A 20943-nucleotide genomic window follows, 5' to 3' on the forward strand; every position below is an offset into this window, starting at 1 on the left:
TAACTAGAGCAACAAGCCCGCCTGGGTGCGCTTGGGCAATTTGCTGACCACCAACTGGTGTGAACGTTGCAGCAGGCCACGCAGCTCTTCGCCATCCAGCGGGTAGGGCACCTGCATGATGACCCACTGGGCCCGCGCCAGGTAAGGCGCGGGGTGGATGCCCGGCCGATCGCAATGGCCCAGGAACAGGTCCTTGTCGACCTTGAACGCCAGCGAGTCGCCTCGCAGGCCCTGCAAGGCGAACATCTTGTTCCCGGCAATGGAAAACACCCGCACGCCGCCCCATTTGTAGTCCTCCCTGGCACCGGGCAGGTCCAGGCAAAACTGCGCGACATCCTCTTCGCTCAACCTCATATCGTTCTATCTCCACAGCCCTCGAAGGCTTCCACCAAATGATCGATCCATGCACGCACCGCCGGCAACATGCCGCGCCGATGCGGGTAGACCGCCTGGAGCCAGCCATCGGGTGACGACCATCCAGGCAACAGTTCCACCAGTGTGCCGTCCTGCAATTCCTGCTCGCAATACATGCTCGGCAATAAAGTGAAGCCCAGGCCGGCGAGGGTGCAGGCCCGGCGCACAATGAAGTCGTCAATGCCCAGGCGGGCTTCCAGGCTCAGTTCCACACGCTGCCCGTCGGCGCTGACCAGGCGCAGGTGCACCTGGCGATCGGCTTCCAATGCCCCCAGCACCGGCAACTGCTTGAGATCATCCGGGGTTTCGATCCGCCGTCCTTCGACAAAGGCCGGGCTGGCGACCATCATCAGCCGCGCCTGGCGCAGACGCCGGGTCATCAGCAAGGGGTCTTCGTCCCCCAGGTCGCGCACGCGCAACGCCACATCGATGCCTTCGCTGATCAGGTCGACCCGCCGGTTAAGCAGGGTCATCTCCAGTTGCACCAAAGGGTATTTCACCAGGAAGGTTTCGATTATCACCGGCAGGAACTGGTGGGCCAGGCCCACCGGGCTCGATACGCGCAATCGGCCACGCGGTTCGCTGGACATGCTCGCCACCGCCTCGTCGGCCATCTCGGCCTCCAGCAACATCGCCTGGCAATGGCGCAGGTAACGCTCACCGACCGCGGTCAACTTCAATTGGCGAGTGGTGCGTTGGAGCAACCGGGCGCCGAGGCGTTCTTCCAGCTCGGCAATCCGGCGTGACAGCCGCGATTTGGGAATCCCCAGCAATCGCCCGGCCGCCGCGAAACCGCCGGCTTCGACGACTTTGGCGAAGTAGTACAAGTCATTGAGGTCTTGCATGTTGAGCTCGATTGTCCTGTCAGTGGGACAAACTATCGCATTTATGCTGTCTTATCGATCATTAGCTTCGTCGATAGGATGGTCACCCATTGATCGCCCGGTTGCGGTCCTCACTTGGAGAGCACTGACATGAAACTGCTGCACATCGACTCGAGCATCCTCGGCGACAACTCCGCTTCCCGCCAATTGAGCCGCGAAGTGGTTCAAGCCTGGAAAGCTGCCGAGCCAGGCATCACGGTGACCTACCGCGACCTGGCCGCTGACGCCATCAGCCATTTTTCCGCCCAGACCTTGATCGCCGCCGGCACCAGCGCCGAATTGCGCGACGCAGCGCTCAAGCATGAAGCCGATCTCAGCGCGTCGGCGATGGCCGAATTCCTGGCCGCTGATGCGGTGGTCATCGCCGCGCCGATGTATAACTTCAGCATTCCGACCCAACTCAAGGCCTGGATCGACCGCATCGCCGTGGCCGGCCAGACGTTCCGCTACACCGAAGCCGGTCCCGAAGGCCTGTGTGGCGGCAAGAAACTGGTGATCGTTTCCACCGCAGGTGGTTTGCATGCCGGCCAACCGAGCGGCGTAGGGCACGAGGATTATCTGAAGCTGATGTTCGGTTTCCTCGGCATCACCGATATCGAATTCGTCCGCGCCGAGGGCCTGGCCTACGGTGACGATATGCGCACCAAAGCCATGAGCGAAGCCACGTTGCAGATCGGCCAGCAGTTCGCTGCTGCATAAGGCTTGCGTAAAGGCTCTAAGCTATTGGGGCAACCTTCGTAAAACCCTGTATTCTCGTCGTCATTGGATGGTCGGGATGCAGGGTTTTGCTGCATTCGGCGCTGGGCTTTATGGCGCAGGTTATGCACGGCCAAGACGGCGAGCGACGGGGCCTTCCCGTGCGCTGGTGAAGGTGGAAGATTCGATGACGCGTTTTGGTGCAGCGTTGCTGCTTTGCTTGTGTGCCAGTCTCGGTCCAGTGCAGGCCGCCCCGGGGCCACATCCGCATTGGAGCGCCGGTTTCCATGAGCTGAGTTTTCTCGATCCGCTGGATCAGCAGCCGATGCATGCCATCGCCTTTTATCCGTCCACCGACCGGGAACAGTCCAGCCTGCTGGGTGGCTACCAGATCGATGCCGCGCCAGACGCCAAGATCGCTATCGGGCGCTTTCCGCTGTTGATGCTGTCCCCTGGCAATACCGGTACGCCGCTGGCCCTGCATGACCTGGCCACTTCGCTGGCGCGCAAGGGGTTTGTCATAGTGGCGGTGACTCATCCCGGCGACAACGCTCAGGATCACAGCCGGCTTGGCACCCTGAGCAACCTGTACGGGCGGCCGATCCAGATTTCCGAAGCCATCACCGCAACGCTCAATGACCCGATGCTCTCGCCGTTCGTCAATGCCGGGCAGGTCGGGGTGATCGGCTATTCGGCCGGTGGCGAAACCGCGCTGATCCTGTCCGGTGCGACGCCCGACCTCAATCGCCTGCGCCGCTACTGCGTAGAGCGGCCGGACGACCGGGACGCCTGCAATACCCAGGGCGAACTGATCGCTGATCGCGATGACCTGCAACCGGTGGCTGACCCCAGGGTCCGGGCGTTGTTGTTGATGGCACCGTTGAGCCTGAAGTTCGGCCGTCATACCCTGGCTGATGTTCATGTGCCGGTGCTGCTGTACAGCGGCGATGGCGACAAACTCGTGGCCTTCGACAAGAATGCCGCCGCTCTGGCCCGTAAGCTGCCCACTGCGCCGGACTTCAAGACCCTGGCCGGTGCGGGGCATTTTGTCTTCCTGGCACCGTGCACAGACGAGCAGATCGCCGCGATGCCGGCGCTTTGCACGGATGCTGACGGTGTCGACCGCAAGGACATCCACCGCACCATGATTTCCGAGGCCAGCCGCTTTTTCGGCGAGGCCTTGGGCAAGCCGACCCGGGCGGGGATGAGGACGGCTGATCAATGAGGTAGTGCTGTTCACTTAAGCGTTCCCGGTGATCTTCCGTTCCGAGTTTTTGGTGTGTATATCCGTTTCTGCGGTAACGGCTACTTAGGGTTCCGCCCTGACGGCGGCTCACTTTTGGAAGAGCCGGGAGCCGGACCAGCCAAAAGTAAGCAAAAACGCTCATGCCCCACCACTTGGCACCTCGCTTAGGCTCGGTGTGCCCGAACGAAGGCATTGCTCCGTGGGCCCACTACGCAATACCTGCGTTCGGCCAGCGTGGTTAACGGGGCGCCCGAGATCAACGTCCACCGCGAGGCGGCCTTATAGCCGACCTGGCTCTTTCGGTCGTACACCCATCAGATCTGTTTGAGCAGGACCTGTGGAAGCAAAGCTTGCTCGAGAAGCGGCCTCACAGCCGACCTGATTCTCCCGTTCGTACGCCCATCAGATCTGTTTGAGCAGGACCTGTGGAAGCAAAGCTTGCTCGAGAAGCGGCCTCACAGCCGACCTGGTTCTCCCGTTCGTACGCCCGTCAGATCTGTTTGAGCAGGACCTGTGGGAGCAAAGCTTGTTCGAGAAGCGGCCTCACAGCCGACCTGGTTCTCCCGTTCGTACACCCATCAGATCTGTCTGAGCAGGACCTGTGGGAGCAAAGCTTGCTCGCGATAGCGGTCGATCAGCTTGCATCAGCGCTGGATGTGCCGCCGTCTTCGCGAGCAAGCTTTGCTCCCACAGATCTGACGGGTGTACGACCGGAAGAGCCAGGTCGGCTATCAGGCCGCCTCGCGATGGACGTTGATCTCGGCGCCCCGTTAACCACGCTGGCCGAACGCAGGTATTGTGGAGTGGGTATCCCGGCATGGATGCCGGGATACCCACGCTGGGCCATGGATGACCCTTCGCGGCGGGCCCACGGAGCAATGCCGGAGTGAGGGCACTCCGAGCCTAAGCGAGGTGCCAAGTGGTGGGGCAGAGCGTTTTTGCCATTCCTGAAACAAGCGCCGTTTCCCTAGTGAACAGTATTACGAAGACGCGTTCATGGCTCGGCGACGCAGCAGCAGAGTCAGGCCCAGCCCAGTGACGGACAACAAGGCGGCACAGAAGAAAATCGACGAATAACCCAGGTTCAACGCCACCGCCCCCATCAGCGGACCGGCAATCGCCAGCGCCAGGTCAAAGAACACCGCATAGGCGCTCAAACCCGCACCCCGGCTGGTGTTCGGCACTTGCTTGATGGCCTCCACCCCCAGCGCCGGGTATACCAGCGACAGCCCGAAACCAGCCAGCCCGGCACCGACCAGGGCGAACGCGGTGGACGGCGCCAGCCACAGCAATACCAGCCCGAGGGTTTCAATGCTCATGCAGGCAATGGCCGAGTTGAAGCCACCGAAGCGGGCGATGCTGGAAATGAACAACAACCGTGCCAGGATGAAGCAGATCCCGAAGACCGTCAGGCACCAGGCCGCGCCGGTCCAGCCGCGACTGATATAGAACAATGTGATGAACGTGGTGAGCGTGCCATAGCCGATCGACGCCAGGCTCAGGCTCGCGCCGAACGGTGCAATGCGTCCAAACACCGCCCAGAAAGGCAAGCGTTCGCCACGAATGACCGGCACCGATGGCTTGTTGCGAATCATCAACAGCGCCGCCCCGGCCAGCACCGACAAAGCCACACCCAGGCTGGCGAACCCCAGCTCACCGACCATCACCACGCCCAGCGGGGCGCCGATGGCGATGGCTCCGTACGAGGCGATACCGTTCCAGGAAATCGAACGGGCTGTGTGCTCCACACCCACCTGGCCCATGCACCAACTGATGGTGCCCACGCCAATCAGCCCTTGGGCCACGCCAAGCAGCAAGCGCCCAGCAATCAGAATCAACAGGCTGGGCAGGGGAAAGCTTTGCAGCAAGATCGAGAGCAGCGTCAGCAAACCGCTGAGCACAATCCCCGACAGCCCGTAGACGATTGCCCGCTTCGTGCCGACGCTGTCCGACAGTCGCCCGGCCATGGGGCGGCTGAGCAGGGTCGCCAGGTACTGTGAACCGATGGTCAACCCGGCCACCACTGCGCTGAAGCCCAGTTGCTCGTGGACGTACCCCGGCAGCACGGCGATGGGCAGGCCGATGCATAGAAAGGCGATGAAGGTGTAGAAAACGATGGAAACGATCTGCAGGGTGATCGACAGGGAGCTGGAGGCAGGTGAGGGCGTGGGCATAGGGCTCGTTCGCGGGCGGCGGTAAGAGAGCCTCATCATGGCGTGAGGTGAGGATAAAAGAAAGCAGGCTAACTAAATGGGTTTGGGAGGCTGAGTGCTCAGTTTGAAATGAGGTTGAATGTACCGGCCTCATCGCGAGCAAGCTTGAACTCCCACAGGTTGTTGCTCTTTGGGATACAAAAAAGCCCTGTCACATGGACAGGGCTTTGCTTTTGCAGCGAACAGCCAAGGACTGTCCTTAGAACACCACACCCTGGCTACGCAGGTAGTCGTCATAGGTGCCGCTGAAGTCGACCACGCCGTCGGCGCTCAACTCGATGATGCGGGTGGCCAGGGAGGAGACGAACTCACGGTCATGGCTGACGAAGATCAGCGTGCCCGGGTAGTTTTCCAGCGCCAGGTTCAGCGCTTCGATCGATTCCATGTCCAGGTGGTTGGTCGGCTCGTCCATGACCAGCACGTTCGGCTTTTGCAGGATCAGCTTGCCGAACAGCATGCGGCCTTGCTCACCACCGGAAATGACCTTGACCGACTTGAGGATCTCGTCGTTGGAAAACAGCATGCGGCCCAAGGTGCCACGAACCAGTTGTTCGCCACCCTGGGTCCACTGGCCCATCCAGTCGAACAGGTTGACGTCGTCTTCGAAGTCGTGGGCATGATCCTGGGCGTAGTAGCCCAGTTCCGCGGCGTCGGTCCATTTCACGGTACCGGCATCGGGTTCCAGTTCATTGACCAGGGTGCGCAGCAAGGTGGTCTTGCCGATACCGTTCGGGCCAATGATCGCCACGCGTTCACCGGCTTCGACGGTGAAGCTGAAGTCCTTGAACAGCGGCTTGCCGTCAAAACCCTTGGCCATGCGTTCGACAATGACCGCCTGGCGATGCAGTTTCTTGGTCTGTTCGAAGCGAATGAACGGGCTGACGCGGCTCGATGGCTTGACCTCGGCCAGTTGGATCTTGTCGATTTGCTTGGCGCGAGACGTAGCCTGCTTGGCTTTCGAGGCGTTGGCCGAGAAACGGCTGACGAACGACTGCAGCTCGGAAATCTGCGCCTTCTTCTTGGCGTTGTCCGACAGCAGTTGCTCGCGGGACTGGGTCGCCACGGTCATGTACTCGTCGTAGTTGCCCGGGAACAGGCGCAGCTCGCCGTAGTCCAGGTCCGCCATGTGGGTGCAGACACTGTTCAGGAAGTGACGGTCGTGGGAGATGATGATCATCAGGCTCGAACGCTGGGTCAGCACGTTTTCCAGCCAGCGGATGGTGTTGATATCCAGGTGGTTGGTCGGCTCGTCCAGCAGCAGAACTTCCGGGTCGGAGAACAGCGCCTGGGCCAGCAACACTCGCAGTTTCCAGCCTGGCGACACTTCGCTCATCGGGCCGAAATGCTGCTCGATGCCAATCCCCAGGCCCAACAGCAGTTCACCGGCGCGGGATTCGGCGGTGTAGCCGTCCATCTCGGCAAATTCGGTTTCCAGCTCGGCCACGGCCATGCCGTCTTCTTCGGTCATTTCTGGCAGCGAATAGATGCGATCGCGCTCGGCCTTGACCTTCCACAGCTCCTCGTGACCCATGATCACGGTGTCGATCACGGTGAATTCTTCGTAGGCGAACTGGTCCTGGCGCAGCTTACCCAGGCGCACGTTCGGCTCGAGCATGACCTGGCCGCCGGACGGCTCGAGGTCACCGCCGAGGATTTTCATGAAGGTCGACTTGCCGCAACCGTTGGCGCCAATCAGACCGTAGCGGTTGCCCGCGCCGAATTTGACAGAGACGTTTTCGAACAGTGGCTTGGCGCCGAACTGCATCGTGATGTTAGCTGTAGAGATCAAAGGTTTATCCTGCGGAACATTCAGAGTAGCTAAGGGTGCGGCAGTACCTGTTCAGTACCTGTTTGCGCACGTTGCGACCGCGCAAAGGCGTCGCGGTCGCAAGCGCAAGGGTCCATCCGGCATAAGAGGACAGCAGCATACGGAGCGCCTGGCCCGGTAGACGTGCGCCGAAGCCGCGTTTGCGGTATCGGCCAAAGGGGGCGCGTAATAGTTGGCGGCGATTGTACTGGTCTGGCCGCATAAACGATAGGGTATTGCCCGGGCAAGACAGTTTTTCACAATTGAAGGATAACTTTTGGTTACAAACTGTGGCTAGAATGCCATCGCACCCTGTGCCACCGCCCTTGCCGCTTGGCTGGCCCGGGGAGGCAACCTGATCACTCCAGCATGGTGACGGTTTTCGTGAAGCTCATCATTGTCGCGATCTACATCTTCTCCATTGCCTACGTTCACCTGCGCGGTCGCGTGCGGCATACGTTCGGACGCCAGTTGAGCGATCATTCGTCGTTTCTCGCGCCGATCAATTGCCTACTTTACCTGTGCTCGAAACTGCCCAACAGGCCGTTCCTGAGCCCGGCGCAGTTCCCGGACCTGAGCCCGTTGCAGGCCCACTGGCAAGAGATCCGGGCCGAAGGCCAAGGCCTGTTGCACGCGGGGCAGATCAAGCGTTCCAATCAATACGACGACGTGGGCTTCAACTCGTTCTTCAAGACCGGTTGGAAGCGTTTCTACCTGAAGTGGTATGGCGACAGCCATCCTTCGGCCATGAAACTGTGCCCACGCACCACCGAACTGGTGCAGAGCATCGGCTCGATCAAGGCGGCGATGTTCGCCGAGTTGCCACCGGGCTCGAAGCTGGTGCGGCACCGCGACCCATACGCTGGGTCCTATCGCTATCACCTGGGGCTGGAAACGCCCAACGATGCGGGCTGCTACATCAATGTCGATGGCGAGCCTTATCATTGGCGCGATGGCGAGGCGGTGATCTTCGACGAAACGTTCATTCATTACGCTCAGAACACCACTGACCATAATCGCATCATCCTGTTCTGCGACGTGGAGCGGCCCATGAAGTTTCGCTGGGTTAGCGCGTTCAACCGCTGGTTCAGCCGCACCGTGATGGCCGCGGCCGGTGCGCCCAACGACGCGGGCGACAGGACGGGCGCCTTGAACCGGGCGTTCTCCAGGCTCTACAAGATCCGGTTGCAGGGCAAGGCCCTGAAAAAACGCAACCGCACGTTGTATTACCTGCAGAAGTGGGCTTTTTTTGGTGGTTTGCTGGCGATCTTTGTCTGGATCTGAATTTTTTACCCTCGTAGGAGCTGGCGAAGCCTGCGATCTTTTGATCTTTTGATCTTTTGATCTTTTGATCTTTCGCTTGAGATTCAAGTGTCTGGGGAAAGATCGCAGCCTCGTTTCACTCGACAGCTCCTACGCTCCTACGTTTCTTCGTTTCTTCGTTTCTTCGTTTCTTCGTTTCTACGTTTCTACGTTTCTACGGGTCTATAGGGGTTCAGTCGTGGGGTTTTTGTGCATCCAATTGCTCCCACATCCTGGCCGTGATCCGCTGGCGGTGGTTGTAGCCTTCCCAAGGATCGGCGCCCAAGCCTTTGGCCCGTTCCAGCGCGGTATGAATGTCCCATTGCTGGGCGTTGCGCAGGGTTTGCAGTTCGGCCCGGGCAATCGGCACCGAGACCGGTAGCCCTGGCCTGGCGCGTACTGAGTAGGCGGCCACTGTGCTGGCACCGCGAGCGTTGCGCAGGTAGTCGACGAATATTTTCCCGACGCGGTTCTTTGGGCCCATGGTGGCCGTGATGCGCTCAGGCATTTGCCGGGTCAGAAACTGCGAGATGGCCTTGGCGAACGCCTTGGTGGCGTCCCAGCCCTCACTTCTCGCCAAGGGGACGATCACGTGCATGCCTTTGCCACCGCTGGTCTTGAGAAAAGCCTGCAAACCCAACTCGTCGAGCACCGCCAAGGTCATGTGGGTCGCCTCGATCATGGCGCTCCAGGGCAGCGAAGGGTCCGGGTCCAGGTCCAGAACGAACAGGTCAGGCGTCTCGATCCGGTCGTGGGTCGCGGTCCATGTGTGCAGCTCCACCGTGCCCATCTGCGCCGCGCTCACCAGGGCGTGGATGTCATCGATTTCCATGAGCGCTGCATGGCCCGGGTCCAGGTGCGGATCCAACTGTTGGATATGGGGAATCTCCAGGCGATCGGCGTGCTTTTGAAAGAACTGCTCTTCGCCGATACCGTCCGGCGCCCGCAGTAGCGCGACCGGGCGCTGCTTGAGGTGCGGCAGGATCCAAGGAGCGATGTCCAGGTAATACTGCGCCAACTCGGCCTTTTGCACACCGCTGACACCGTCGATGACCCGATCGGGGTGGGTGATTGTCACGCCGTCGACTTTGGCCGCGCGGGCTTTGCTGCGGCGTTTGGGTTCTGGCGTCGTGGGTTTTATTGGCAGAGGCTGTTCGCGAAACACCTTGTCGGCCGGCATATTGCTCGACAAGTCCAGGAAAATAGCCTGCCGCACCTGGTTATCGCGAGTCCATTCAGTGAACTCGACCTCGCAGGTCAGGCCAGGCTCGACCCATTGCACGCCACGTCCCTGCACACCGTTGGGTGGCAACGCCAGGGGCGAAGCCTCGCGCTGCTGCGCACACAGTTGCGGGTGTAATTGTTTGATTTGCGCCTGGCTGAACCCCGTGCCGACCCGACCGGCGTACACCAGCCCAGACGGCCCGTTGACGGCCAGCAGCAACGCGCCGAAACCGTTGCGCTTGCCTTGGGGGCGGGTGAACCCGACGATGACGAAGGCTTGACGCAACCGGCACTTGAGTTTTACCCAATCGGCGCTTCGCCGGGACATATAAGGGCTGCCCAGGCGCTTGCCGACCACGCTGTCCAGTGAGAGCGCGATGGTGCTTTCGAACATGTCGTGCTGGCTGGCGGAAAACGACTCGGAAAAACGCAGGCGCTTGCTGGCGTTGTTGCCAAGGGCTTTTTTCAGGGCGGCACGGCGTTGCTCCACCGGTGCCTGGCGCAGGTCGACACCATTGAGGAACGGCGCATCGAACAGGAAATACACCATGTCGACCGTGCGGTTGATGTCGAAGGCCTGGCGCAGGGCCGCGAAATCGCAGTGGCCGGTCTCATCGAGCAGCACCAGTTCGCCGTCGAGCCAACTGTCCCCCAGGTTCAACCCGGCCAGGGCGTCTGCATGCAGCTTCAACCGCTCGGTCCAGTCCTGGTGAGTGCGATTGAACAGGCGGACTTCGCCACGTTCGATACGGGTCAGCAGCCGATAGCCGTGGAATTGGACTTCATAGCGCCATTCGCCGGTGGGCGGTTCTTCCACAGGCGTGGCCAATTGCGGCGACAGGCGCTCGGGCAGGCTGTTTTGAGGCGCCTTGCGGGCCGTCGTAGCGTCAGACTCGGCGTTGGACAAACGAGCAGATTCACTCTTGGCGTTGGCCATGGCAGATTCCCTTGTATTGCGCACGCCAGGGTTTACCCCCGGGAGGCCTTGGTGGCTTTTTTGGCAGGAGCGGATTTGCGGGGTTTCGTCGGTTTTGCAGCGACCTTCCCGGCGGATTTGTCGGTGGCCTTGCCCTTGCTGCCCAGGCTGCGCTTGAGCAACTCGGTAAGGTCGATGACATCGGCGGTCTTGCGTTGTTCTTCGCCCGGGTCGGTCTCCACCGCTTCAAGGCGGCCTTCGTTGGCCTTTTTCTCCACCAGTTCCATGATCTTGTCTTCGAAGCTGTCCCGGTATTCTTGCGGCTCCCAGTCGGCGCTCATGTCCTCGACGAGGCGCTTGGCCATTTCCAGCTCGCCCTTGGCCAGGGTCGGGTTCGTGACCTCGTCGCCCAGTTCCAGGACATCAAGATCGCGCACCTGCGCGGGCCAGCGCAGCATCACCAGCACCAGCGCCGATTCAAGGGGCATGAGCGCCGCCAAGTGCTGGCGGGTATGCAACACGACGTGGGCCAGGGCGACCTTGTTGGTCTTGACCAGGGTTTCGCGCAGCAGGGCATAGACTTTGCCACCGCGTTTGTCAGGGGCGAGAAAGTAGGGTGTATCGATGTTTTGCAGGGGGATCTTCTCGCTGTCGACAAAGGAAAAGATATCGATGGTCTGGGTGGACTTGGGGTGGGCGGAACGAATTTCTTCCTCGCTGAGCAACACGTACTGGCCTTTCTGATACTGGACGCCCTTGACGATGTCGTCCTTGGTCACTTCCTTGCCCGTAGCCTTGTTGACCCGTTTGTAGCCCACCGGGTCCATGCTGCGTTTGTCCAGCCAGTCAAAATCCACACCCTGGGAGGAGGTGGCCGACACCAGCGCGACAGGAATGTGGACCAGTCCGAAACTGATTGCGCCTTTCCAGATTGCCCGTGCCATGGTGGTGTCGTCCTCGCCGGTGGATGTCTTTCTGGTGACCTTCGCGCCTTGGGAAAAGTTTCCATTGTGGATGCGAGCTTGCTTGCGACAGCGGTGGGGCAACTTGCATCAAGGGTGCCTGTAGCGCCGTCATCGCGAACAAGCCCGCTTGCACATTGTCTCGCAGACGTTTCGTTACATCTTCACCCGGACATTTCGCTTAACAAGGGCGAACCTGCGGCGTAGCGTGCTTTCGATATGCCTGAACTCAAGAGGTGTCCGAATGAACAGGCTGATAGTTGCCATCATGACGCTATTGCTGACCGCTGCCGCCCAAGCCGCCATGCCGGGCGCAGATCCCGTGGTTCTGGCCCAGAATCTTCCGGGCAACAACAATCCCTACAACAGCCCGACGCGGCGGGCCAATCCCAACAGCATGCAGGGCACGCGGTCCAATGTGCCGACGATTCATGACAACCCGACGGTGCCGGTACCGCGCCCACCGACCCTGGAAAACGGCGGCATCGGCAACGGTTACCCCCGCTCCGGCCAGCCATCGGGTTCGCCGCGTCCCACCATCGAGTCTCCTACGCCACCCAGGAGCACCCAAAATGGCAGCCGCTAGGTTCCGGAGGCCGTCGTCCGCTTTTCACACCACAGAAGGAATTGTGCATGTCGCGTAAAACACTCCTGGCCGTATGTTGCGCCAGTGCTGCCCTGACTCTCACCATGCCGGCTGCTGCCGCGCCAACCCAGTCATTCAAGAGCGAGGAGGGCACCGTGGAAGTGACCACCGTGGCCAAGGGGCTGGAGCACCCTTGGTCTGTTGCATTCCTGCCTGGCCAGGAGGGCATGCTGGTGACGGAGCGACCGGGCAACCTGCGCGTGGTCAGCGCCGATGGTCAATTGTCAGCGCCTTTGAGTGGCGTGCCTGTGGTATGGGCCAAGGGCCAGGGCGGCCTGCTGGACGTGGTGCTGTCGCCTGACTTCAAGCAGGACCGTACCGTCTACCTGTCTTATGCCGAGGCGGGCCCAGACGGCAAGGCCGGCACCGCCGTGGGGCGCGGGCAACTGTCCGAAGACCTCAGGAGCCTGAAGGACTTCGACGTGATCTTTCGCCAACAGCCCAAGCTGTCCACGGGCAACCACTTCGGCTCGCGCCTGGTCTTCGACCGCGACGGCTATCTGTTCATTACCTTGGGGGAAAACAACGAGCGGCCCACCGCCCAAGACCTGGACAAGCTGCAAGGCAAGGTCGTGCGCATCTACCCCGACGGCAAGGTGCCCGACGACAATCCCTTCGTCGGCCAGAAGAACGTCCGTCCCGAGATCTGGTCCTACGGCATGCGCAACCCCCAAGGTGCGGCCCTCAACCCGTGGAATGGCACGTTGTGGGAGAACGAACACGGCCCCAGGGGCGGTGATGAACTGAACATCATCGAGCGCGGCAAGAACTACGGCTGGCCACTGGCGACCCATGGCATCAACTACTCCGGCGCCCCGATTCCCGAAGCCCAGGGCAAGACCGTCGAAGGCACCCTTGGCCCACACCACGTCTGGCAGGTGTCACCGGGGCTCAGCGGCATGGCGTTCTACGACCATGATCGCTTCAAGGCCTGGCGGCGCAATGTGTTCATTGGCGCGCTGGTACCCGGGGAACTGATCCGCCTGCAACTGCAGGGCGACAAGGTCGTCCACGAAGAGCGTTTGCTGGGTGAGCTCAAGGCGCGAGTCCGGGATGTTCGCCAGGGCCCGGACGGATACCTGTATGTGCTGACGGATGAGGACGACGGGGCGTTGTACAAAGTCGGACTTAAATGACACAACGCCCTGTAGGAGCTGTGTAGGAGCTGTCGAGCGCAGCGAGGCTGCGATCTTTCCCCGGACACTTGAATCCCAAGCGAAAGATCAAAAGATCAAAAGATCAAAGATCAAAAGATCGCAAGCCTCGCCAGCTCCTACCTATTTGCCATTGACTTGCCACCAACGCGCCGCTAACTTCCAACCATGACTTCGACCGTACTGCGCAGCCAGCCAAGCATTATTACCGCCATTCCTTATTTGGCGGGTTAGCTGACGGCTGCACCCAACCCGCCCTGGAGGCGGGTTTTTTCTTTCTGTCTCCTGGGCTCCGCCCGAACCAGGAGATCGCCATGACCGTTACCCGCACCGAGCAAGCCCTGCTTGAGCACTACGTTAAGAAGATTCTCGCCGCGCCAGTCTATGAACTGGCCGTGCGCACGCCGCTGCAAGCGGCTCCCGCACTGTCCGAGGCCTTGGGTAACCGGATCCTGCTCAAGCGCGAAGACCTGCAACCGACTTTTTCCTTCAAGATCCGCGGTGCCTACAACAAACTCGTGCAACTGACTCCGCAGCAGCGCGCCCGTGGCGTCATTACCGCGTCTGCCGGCAATCATGCCCAGGGCGTTGCGCTGGCGGCACGGGAATTGGGTATTTCGGCGAGCATCGTCATGCCCGTGACCACCCCCCAATTGAAGGTGCTGGGCGTACGCAACCGCGGTGCCGAAGCGCTGCTGCACGGGGAAAGCTTTCCGTTTGCCCTGGCACATGCGTTGGAACTGGCCAAGCAGACCGGGCGGGAGTTCGTCTCGCCTTTCGATGACCCCGACGTGATCGCCGGGCAGGGCACCGTTGCCATGGAAATCCTGCGCCAGCACCCCGGCCAGCTGGATGCGATTTTCGTCCCGGTCGGCGGCGGTGGGCTGATCGCCGGGATCGCGGCCTACGTCAAGTACCTGCGCCCGGAAGTACGCATCGTCGGCGTCGAGTCGCAGCATTCTGCCTGTCTCCAGGCGGCGCTGGCAGCCGGCGAGCGAGTAACCTTGCCAGAAGTGGGAACCTTCGCCGATGGCGTGGCCGTGGCGCAGATCGGCGTCCATGGCTTCGATATCTGCCGTTTCTGCGTCGATGAAGTGATGACCGTGAGCAACGACCAACTGTGCGCCGCGATCAAGGACATCTATGACGATACCCGTTCCATCACCGAACCGTCGGGCGCACTGGCGGTGGCAGGCATCAAGCAGTACGTGGCGCATACGGGGGCGCGAGGCCAGACGCTGGTGGCGATCGACTCCGGTGCCAACATCAATTTCGACAGTTTGCGCCACGTGGCCGAGCGTGCGGCGGTGGGCGCGATTTGAGTTTTTTACGCCAAGTCACACTTTTTTCGAACCATGCGACGGATACCCGCTTGCGTCGCCGCATTCGGGACTACTCTGGTTTGCGAACAGGACCAGAAGCGATTGCACTTTGCATGGAAAAAACAGCCTTTTCTTGCATTTTGCACGAGCTCTTTGGCGCAGGAGAAGCTAAACGCTTGATTCAGATCAATCCGCAAGGTCGTCAATACAGGCATGCTTCTTGCGGGATGATGCAAGAGTTCGCCTGACGAACTCAATGACTGAAAATGCTGGAAAGAACGAACGAACGGCACGGTATTCGTAGTCCCAGTCCGCAGGGAAGAAAACGGACGAAAATACCGCCGGCGTGAACATAAGTTGGCCGCCTCAACAGGAGAGAGTCGCCATGTTTCTATCTGCCCTCGAAATGCGAAACATCATTGAAAGCAGCTTGTTGCCCAAGCGCTCGCAATGCACCTTGTCACCTGAGCTTAAGATGACGGTCAAGATTTACGACGATCACCAAACCGATCGCGTGGCCTTGGTCAAGACCGATATCGACGCCAATAAACTCATCGGTTGCCGGGCCATCAACGACCTGATCGCCGAGTTGCGTACCGAGCTCGATCACAACCCTGCCGCTGGCAATCACTTTCATCAGCAACACCACCGGATGACCGGGCGCTGATGACGGCCTTGTTGTAAGCCTGACGCTCGGGTCCGGTCATGTCCGAACCCGGCGTCCAGTTTTTCTGCGATGTGTCATTCAGTCCAGTTGTTGCCTGTAGGGCAGGTCTGGCCCGGTTTTGCCGCAAGTCAGGGCGGCGGCACGAATGGCAAACTCAAGCATTGTGCTGATCTGTTCCCGGGTCAGGGTGTGCAAGCCCTCGACCGAATCCAATCGTTGTTCCGTCAGCCATGCAATCAGCGCGGCCTGGAACGTGTCGCCTGCACCTACGGTATCGGCGATCTTCACCGGACAGGACGGCAGCGACCATGAGCCGTGTTGGCGACTGAAGACCGTAGCGCCCTCGCCACCACGGGTCAGGAAGACCAATTGGCAGCGGTTCCCCAGCCAACCTCCGATGATGGCCTCCGGCTCCTTCCCGGGGTAGAGCAGCTCCAGGTCTTCGTCACTGACCTTGATCAGGTCGGCATATTGCACCAGCGTCGCAATCCGTGAGCGCCACAGTTCGATATCCGGCTGCGGGTTGAGCCGCACGTTGGGGTCGAGGCTGATCAGGCGCCGGCCGCTTTCGCGTTGCATCAGGGCCAGGAGGGTGTCGGCGATGGGCTGGACCACCAGCGAGAACGAGCCGAAATGCAAGCCGCGCACTTCGGGGCTCAGGCCTGGTATATGGGCCAGGGTCAGTTGTCGGTCCGCACAGCCTTCGCCGCGAAAACTGTAGTGGGGCGAACCATTGGCGCCTACGGCAACCATCGCCAGGGTGGTCGGTGCGTCGAAGTCCACCAGGTATTGGGCGCTGACACCTTCATTGAGCAGCACCTGCCGCAAGCGCCGGCCCAGGTAGTCGGTGGACAGCCCGGTAAACAGCGCCGACTCAACACCCAGGCGGCGCAGCCCTACGGCCACGTTGAATGGTGAACCGCCGGCAATGGCCTTGTAGTTCACTTGCGAGGCTGGGCCATCCGCCTCGGTTTCACTGAAAAAATCAAACAGTGCTTCACCACACACCAAATACATAGTTGCCCGCTCTCAAAGGGTTGCGACGTGTTGTCGATAACGTTCATAAGCCTGCTGCGACGCCGCGACATGCGCGGCGATTGGCCGGGTTTCGCTGGCCGGGTCGAGCTTGACGCAGCGCTCGCACAGCTCGGCCAGGCCTGTCTGTGAACCGGAGTGGCACCATGCCGCCTGGATCGCCGCCCCCAAGGCAGCGGCTTCGCTCTGTTCGGTGCAAATGACCGTGGTGTCCATGATGTCGGCGACGATCTGCCGCCACTGTGCGCTCTTCGAGCCACCGCCGATCAGGCGAATGCTCTGGGCCTGGAGTCCGTTGGCCCGCAGCAGGTCCAAGCCATAGCGCAAACCGAAGGTCGTGCCTTCGACCACGGCGCGACACAGGTTGGCCCGGGTCAGGTTGGTAGTGGTCAGGCCCAGCAGGCTGCCGGTGGCATGGGGCAGGGCGGGAACGCGCTCACCGTTGAGGAACGGCAGCATGCACACACCCTCGGCGCCAATCGGAGCCTGGGCGACCAGGGCGTTGAACGTGTCGATGTCCAGCGCTAGCAGTTCGCGAATCGCCCCGGTGGCGTTGGTCAGGTTCATGGTGCAGATCAGCGGCAGCCAGCCACCGCTGGAGGAGCAGAACGTCGCCACGGACGGCTGTGGGCTGACCGCCGGTTCGGCGGCATAGGCGTAGACCGTGCCGGAGGAGCCGAGGCTCATGGTGATCACACCGGGCTGGATGTTCCCGGTGCCGATGGCGCCCATCATGTTGTCGCCACCGCCACTGGCCACCACCGCCTCGGGGTTGATGCCCAGGTGCGCAGCAATGGCCGGCAGGAGGCGTCCGACCGGCTGATGGGCCTCGATCAGTTCCGGCAGTGCCGCTTGCAAGCGTGCGCTGGGGTCGATGTGTTGTAACAGTTGCATGTCCCATTGGCGGGTGCGTACGTTGAAATAGCCGGTTCCCGAGGCGTCGCCGTATTCGCTGCAATGGCGGCCGGTGAGCCAGTAGTTGAGGAAGTCATGGGGCAGCAGGACGCTGGCGATGCGTTCGAAAACCTCGGGGTGCTGCTCCCGTGTCCAGAGCAGCTTGGAAACCGTGTAGCCCGGCGCGATCACCACGCCGAGGCGTTCGAGGCTGCCGTCTTCACCGCCCAGGTACGTCAGGAGCCGATCGTTTTCCGGCGTTGTCTCGGTGTCGCACCACAGCTTGGCCGGGCGCAGCACCTGGCCTTGGTCGTCGAGCAACACCAGGCCGTGTTGCTGGCCGGAAACGCCGATGCCGAGGATCGCCTGGCCATCGACCCCGGCGGTTGCCAAGGCCTGGTGAGTCGCCAGGGTGAATGCATCGAGCCATTGCTGGGTGTCTTGTTCGCGGCATCCGTTGGGGCCGCTGATCATGGAATGCGCCGCGGCACCCTGGCCGAGGACCTGGCCACTGGTCGCGTCCAGGATCAGTGCCTTGGTGCCTTGGGTGCCGCAGTCGATGCCCAGGAACAGTTGTTGGTTTGCCATGGAAATCCTCGGATCAAAGAACAAAACATGGAACCTGTGGCTGGAGATTGCTCCCGCCGGGCTCTGTAGGCGCTGGAGAAGCCTGCGATCTTTTGATCTTTTGATCTTTTGATCTTTTGATCTTTTGATCTTTCGCTTGGGATTCAAGTGTCTGGGGAGAGATCGCAGCCTCGTTGCACTCGACAGCTCCTACACAGCTCCTACACAGCTCCTACACGGCTCTACACAGCTCCTACACGGCGCCTATACAGTTTTTGGGGCAGTGTGAGCTTGCCCCTTGCCACAAGAGTGGATCGTGTCGAGCTTAATTCACGTCAGCCAGTACCCGCTCAAGCGTTCGCGTTACCCCGTGCTCGCGCAGGCTATTGCAGCACCATTCGAATGCTGCCACGAACTCCGGCGAGCGGGGAATGGCGGTGCCAAAGATTTCTTCCACCTCCAGCACCCGCTGGGTCACCAGCGCATCATCGGCCACCAGTGCCTGGCAGAACGCTGCCCGTGGGTCCGGGATTGAATACGTCACGCCGTTCTCGTCCACGCCCTTCAAGTAGACGGCCCAGGCGGCTACCACCAGCGCCGCGCGGCGGGTTTCGCTACCGTCGGCGATCAAGCGGTTGATGGTCGGCACCGTGAATTTTGGAAACTTCGACGAGCCGTCCGAACAGACCCGCTCCAACTGGTCGGCAATCGCTTGGTTGGAAAAACGCTCCACCAGGGTGTTCTTGTAGTCGGTCAGGTCGATGCCCGGCACTGGCGCCAGTTGCGGCGTCACGTCCAGGTCCATGTAGGCGCGCATGTAACGCACGAACAGCGGATCGTTCATGGTCTCGTGGACGAAGCGATAACCCTTGAGAAAGCCCAGGTAGGTCAACGCCAGGTGGCTGCCGTTGAGCAGCTTGATTTTCATCTCTTCATAGGGTGTGACGTCATCGGTGAATTGCACGCCGACCTTTTCCCAGGCCGGGCGACCGTTGACGAACTTGTCTTCCAGGACCCATTGCACGAACGGTTCGCAGACCACCGGCCAGGCGTCGTCGATGCCATGTTCGTCATGCAGTTGCAGGCGATGGGCCACGCTGGTCATGGGCGTGATGCGATCGACCATGGCATTGGGGAAACTGACGTTGCGGTCGATCCACTGCCCCAGCTCCGCGTCGCGCAACGCGGCGAAGGCCAGTAATGCCTTGCGGGTCACGGCGCCGTTGTGAGGCAGGTTATCGCAGGACATCAAGGTGAACGCCGGGGTGCCGGCCGCGCGGCGCTTGGCCAGGGCGGCGCAGAGGAAGCCGAAGACGGTTGTCGGCGCGTCAGGATGGGCCAGGTCGTGCTGGATCTGCGGCAGGTGGGCCATGAACTCGCCGTTGCTGTCGTCGATGCAATAGCCACCTTCGGTAATTGTCAGCGAAACGATGCGGATCTGCGGATCGGCCAGCTTGTCGATCAGCGCCTGGGCGCCATCTTCAGCCAGCAACATGTCATTGATCGCGCCGATCACGCGCACTTCGGTGTCATCGGTGTCGCCCAGTTCGTACAGGGTGAACAGGTAGTCCTGGCCGGCCAGGTCATCCCGGGCACGGCGATCTTCGGCTCGCAGGCCCACGCCACAGATGGCCCAGTCCAGGTCGGTGCCGGTATTCATCAGCGCATCGGTGTAGTAGGCCTGGTGCGCCCGGTGGAAGCCGCCGACGCCGATGTGGGCGATGCCCTGGCGGATGTCACCCAAAGGGTAGGCGGGCAGGGCGACGCCAGGGTTGAGGTTGTGCAGGTTTTGTCGGTTGAGTTTCATCGCAGGTCTCGGCAATCAGGCGGCGGCGCGCAGCGCGCGGGTCACCGCAACGCCCTCGGCATCGAATAAATGGCAGTGTTCAGCGTCCAGGTGCAAGCTCAGTTGCTCGCCGAAACGGCTCGCCAGGTCGCCGCGCACCCGCATGGTCAAGGCTTCGCCGGACGCCGTGACGACGTGACAGAAGGTGTCGCTGCCCAGCCGCTCGCTGACGTCGGCGGTGACTTGCAGGGTGCAATCACCCGGTTGCGCCAGGTTCAGGTGTTCCGGGCGAATCCCCACGGTCACCGCGCCGCCGACGCTCAGGCTGGCACCGCTCAAGGGCAGGCTGATACGCGTGCCGGCGTCCAGCAGCACTTCACAGCCCTGGCTGTCCAGGCCGGTGACCTTGCCTTTGAGAAAGCCCATCTTCGGCGTGCCGAGGAACCCGGCGACAAACAGGTTGGCCGGCTGGTGATACAACTCCAGCGGCGAGCCGACCTGCTCGATGCGCCCGCTGTTGAGCACCACCACCTTGTCGGCCAGGGTCATGGCTTCGACCTGGTCGTGGGTCACGTAGATCATGGTCGCCTGCAATTCTTTGTGCAGGCGTGCCAGTTCCAGGCGCATCTGCACCCGCAGGGCGGCGTCGAGGTTGGACAGCGGTTCGTCGAACAGGAAGATTTTCGGGTTGCGCACGATGGCCCGGCCGATCGCCACCCGTTGGCGCTGGCCACCGGACAGTTGCTTGGGCTTGCGCTCGAGCATCGGCCCCAGTTCGAGGATGCGCGCGGCTTCGTTGACCTTCTTCTCGACCTCGGCCTTGGGCACACCGGCCAGGTCAAGGGCGAAGGACATGTTCTTGCGTACGCTCATGTGCGGGTACAAGGCGTAGGTCTGGAACACCATCGCCAGGTCGCGCTTGGCCGGGCTGACTTCGGTGATGTCCCGGCCGTCCAGTTCGATGGTGCCCTCGCTGACCTCTTCAAGGCCGGCGATCAACCGCAGCAGCGTGGACTTGCCACAGCCCGACGGGCCGACGAAGACCACGAACTCGCGGTCGTTTACCTCAAGGTCGATGCCCTTGATGATGGAGAAGCCTTCGAAGCCCTTTTGCAGATTCTTTATTTTCAGGTTGGCCATGATGATGGGCCTCCACTTGTTATTTATTCAGTTGGCTGGGAAAGATCGCAGCCTCGTTGCACTCGACA

General features: G+C 61.2%; 18 protein-coding genes and 1 pseudogene. 9 read left to right on the forward strand and 10 right to left on the reverse strand.

The genetic code is table 11. The features are described from left to right. Positions 1 to 3: 3 nt before the first annotated feature. Positions 4 to 354 carry an MmcQ/YjbR family DNA-binding protein gene (locus tag GFU70_RS12810; RefSeq protein ID WP_058544391.1) on the reverse strand — a complete coding sequence of 117 codons (351 nt, stop codon included), beginning with the start codon at positions 352 to 354 and terminating at the stop codon, positions 4 to 6. Then, entirely contained in the window at positions 351 to 1259 is a 909-nt protein-coding gene (locus tag GFU70_RS12815; RefSeq protein WP_058544390.1) for a LysR substrate-binding domain-containing protein, read from the reverse strand. The genes GFU70_RS12810 and GFU70_RS12815 overlap by 4 nt, the downstream gene beginning before the upstream one ends. 129 nt (positions 1260 to 1388) lie before the next feature. On the opposite strand from GFU70_RS12815, the gene GFU70_RS12820 reads away from it, so the two are divergent. From GFU70_RS12820 to GFU70_RS28730, 3 genes and pseudogenes are all read left to right on the forward strand, one after another. Continuing rightward, entirely contained in the window at positions 1389 to 1997 is a 609-nt protein-coding gene (locus GFU70_RS12820; RefSeq protein ID WP_116642332.1) for an FMN-dependent NADH-azoreductase, read from the forward strand. A gap of 184 nt (positions 1998 to 2181) precedes the next feature. Further along, entirely contained in the window at positions 2182 to 3219 is a 1038-nt protein-coding gene (locus tag GFU70_RS12825) for an alpha/beta hydrolase family protein (RefSeq protein ID WP_153388146.1), read from the forward strand. 225 nt (positions 3220 to 3444) lie between these two features. Further along, positions 3445 to 3525 (forward strand): annotated as a pseudogene (locus GFU70_RS28730) (nucleoid-structuring protein H-NS); the annotation flags it as partial. A 695-nt stretch (positions 3526 to 4220) separates the two neighbouring features. Here the strand turns inward: GFU70_RS28730 and GFU70_RS12830 are convergent. Both GFU70_RS12830 and GFU70_RS12835 read right to left on the reverse strand, forming a co-directional pair. Next, on the reverse strand, positions 4221 to 5414 hold the full coding sequence (locus tag GFU70_RS12830; RefSeq protein WP_153388147.1) for an MFS transporter: 1194 nt from the start codon (positions 5412 to 5414) through the stop codon (positions 4221 to 4223). Between the two features lie 238 nt (positions 5415 to 5652). After that, positions 5653 to 7242: an ABC-F family ATPase gene (locus tag GFU70_RS12835; protein ID WP_003181279.1), complete on the reverse strand. Its 1590-nt coding sequence runs from the start codon at positions 7240 to 7242 to the stop codon at positions 5653 to 5655. Positions 7243 to 7644: 402 nt separating this feature from the next. Between GFU70_RS12835 and lpxO the strand changes: the two genes are divergently transcribed. Beyond that, entirely contained in the window at positions 7645 to 8544 is a 900-nt protein-coding gene (gene lpxO, locus GFU70_RS12840; RefSeq protein WP_058545918.1) for a lipid A hydroxylase LpxO, read from the forward strand. Positions 8545 to 8755: 211 nt separating this feature from the next. Here lpxO and ligD read toward each other — a convergent pair whose 3' ends face one another. Together ligD and GFU70_RS12850 are read right to left on the reverse strand one after the other, a co-directional pair. Next, the gene (gene ligD, locus GFU70_RS12845; RefSeq protein ID WP_153388148.1) at positions 8756 to 10723 is read right to left on the reverse strand and encodes a DNA ligase D; all 1968 of its coding nucleotides are present in this window, start codon (positions 10721 to 10723) and stop codon (positions 8756 to 8758) included. Positions 10724 to 10755: 32 nt separating this feature from the next. After that, entirely contained in the window at positions 10756 to 11646 is an 891-nt protein-coding gene (locus GFU70_RS12850; protein WP_153388149.1) for a Ku protein, read from the reverse strand. Positions 11647 to 11908: 262 nt separating this feature from the next. Here GFU70_RS12850 and GFU70_RS12855 point away from each other — a divergent pair, with 262 nt between their 5' ends. The 5 genes from GFU70_RS12855 (at position 11909) to GFU70_RS12875 (ending at position 15453) form a co-directional block, all read left to right on the forward strand. Then, complete coding sequence (locus GFU70_RS12855; protein ID WP_116642328.1) at positions 11909 to 12250, forward strand: hypothetical protein; 342 nt, start codon at positions 11909 to 11911, stop codon at positions 12248 to 12250. 47 nt (positions 12251 to 12297) lie between these two features. Beyond that, positions 12298 to 13446 carry a PQQ-dependent sugar dehydrogenase gene (locus GFU70_RS12860; protein ID WP_153388150.1) on the forward strand — a complete coding sequence of 383 codons (1149 nt, stop codon included), beginning with the start codon at positions 12298 to 12300 and terminating at the stop codon, positions 13444 to 13446. A gap of 332 nt (positions 13447 to 13778) precedes the next feature. After that, a complete protein-coding gene (ilvA, locus tag GFU70_RS12865; protein WP_153388151.1) occupies positions 13779 to 14786 on the forward strand; it encodes a threonine ammonia-lyase, biosynthetic in 1008 nt (335 codons plus the stop codon). 50 nt (positions 14787 to 14836) lie between these two features. Continuing rightward, entirely contained in the window at positions 14837 to 15034 is a 198-nt protein-coding gene (locus GFU70_RS12870) for a hypothetical protein (RefSeq protein ID WP_153388152.1), read from the forward strand. Positions 15035 to 15171: 137 nt separating this feature from the next. Then, the gene (locus GFU70_RS12875; protein ID WP_058545836.1) at positions 15172 to 15453 is read left to right on the forward strand and encodes a DUF1652 domain-containing protein; all 282 of its coding nucleotides are present in this window, start codon (positions 15172 to 15174) and stop codon (positions 15451 to 15453) included. A gap of 78 nt (positions 15454 to 15531) precedes the next feature. Here the strand turns inward: GFU70_RS12875 and GFU70_RS12880 are convergent, their stop codons facing one another. The 4 genes from GFU70_RS12880 to GFU70_RS12895 all read right to left on the reverse strand — a co-directional run bounded on the left by GFU70_RS12880 (position 15532) and on the right by GFU70_RS12895 (position 20875). Further along, positions 15532 to 16470, reverse strand: coding sequence for a carbohydrate kinase family protein (locus GFU70_RS12880; RefSeq protein WP_153388153.1), 939 nt, complete (start codon positions 16468 to 16470; stop codon positions 15532 to 15534). A 12-nt stretch (positions 16471 to 16482) separates the two neighbouring features. Then, a complete protein-coding gene (gene xylB, locus GFU70_RS12885) occupies positions 16483 to 17970 on the reverse strand; it encodes a xylulokinase (protein WP_153388154.1) in 1488 nt (495 codons plus the stop codon). A 304-nt stretch (positions 17971 to 18274) separates the two neighbouring features. After that, the gene (locus tag GFU70_RS12890) at positions 18275 to 19756 is read right to left on the reverse strand and encodes a mannitol dehydrogenase family protein (protein ID WP_153388155.1); all 1482 of its coding nucleotides are present in this window, start codon (positions 19754 to 19756) and stop codon (positions 18275 to 18277) included. A gap of 15 nt (positions 19757 to 19771) precedes the next feature. Continuing rightward, positions 19772 to 20875: an ABC transporter ATP-binding protein gene (locus GFU70_RS12895; RefSeq protein ID WP_058545840.1), complete on the reverse strand. Its 1104-nt coding sequence runs from the start codon at positions 20873 to 20875 to the stop codon at positions 19772 to 19774. Positions 20876 to 20943: the final 68 nt, after the last annotated feature.

The organism is Pseudomonas brassicacearum, from assembly GCF_009601685.2.
Lineage (GTDB): Bacteria > Pseudomonadota > Gammaproteobacteria > Pseudomonadales > Pseudomonadaceae > Aquipseudomonas > Aquipseudomonas kilonensis_B.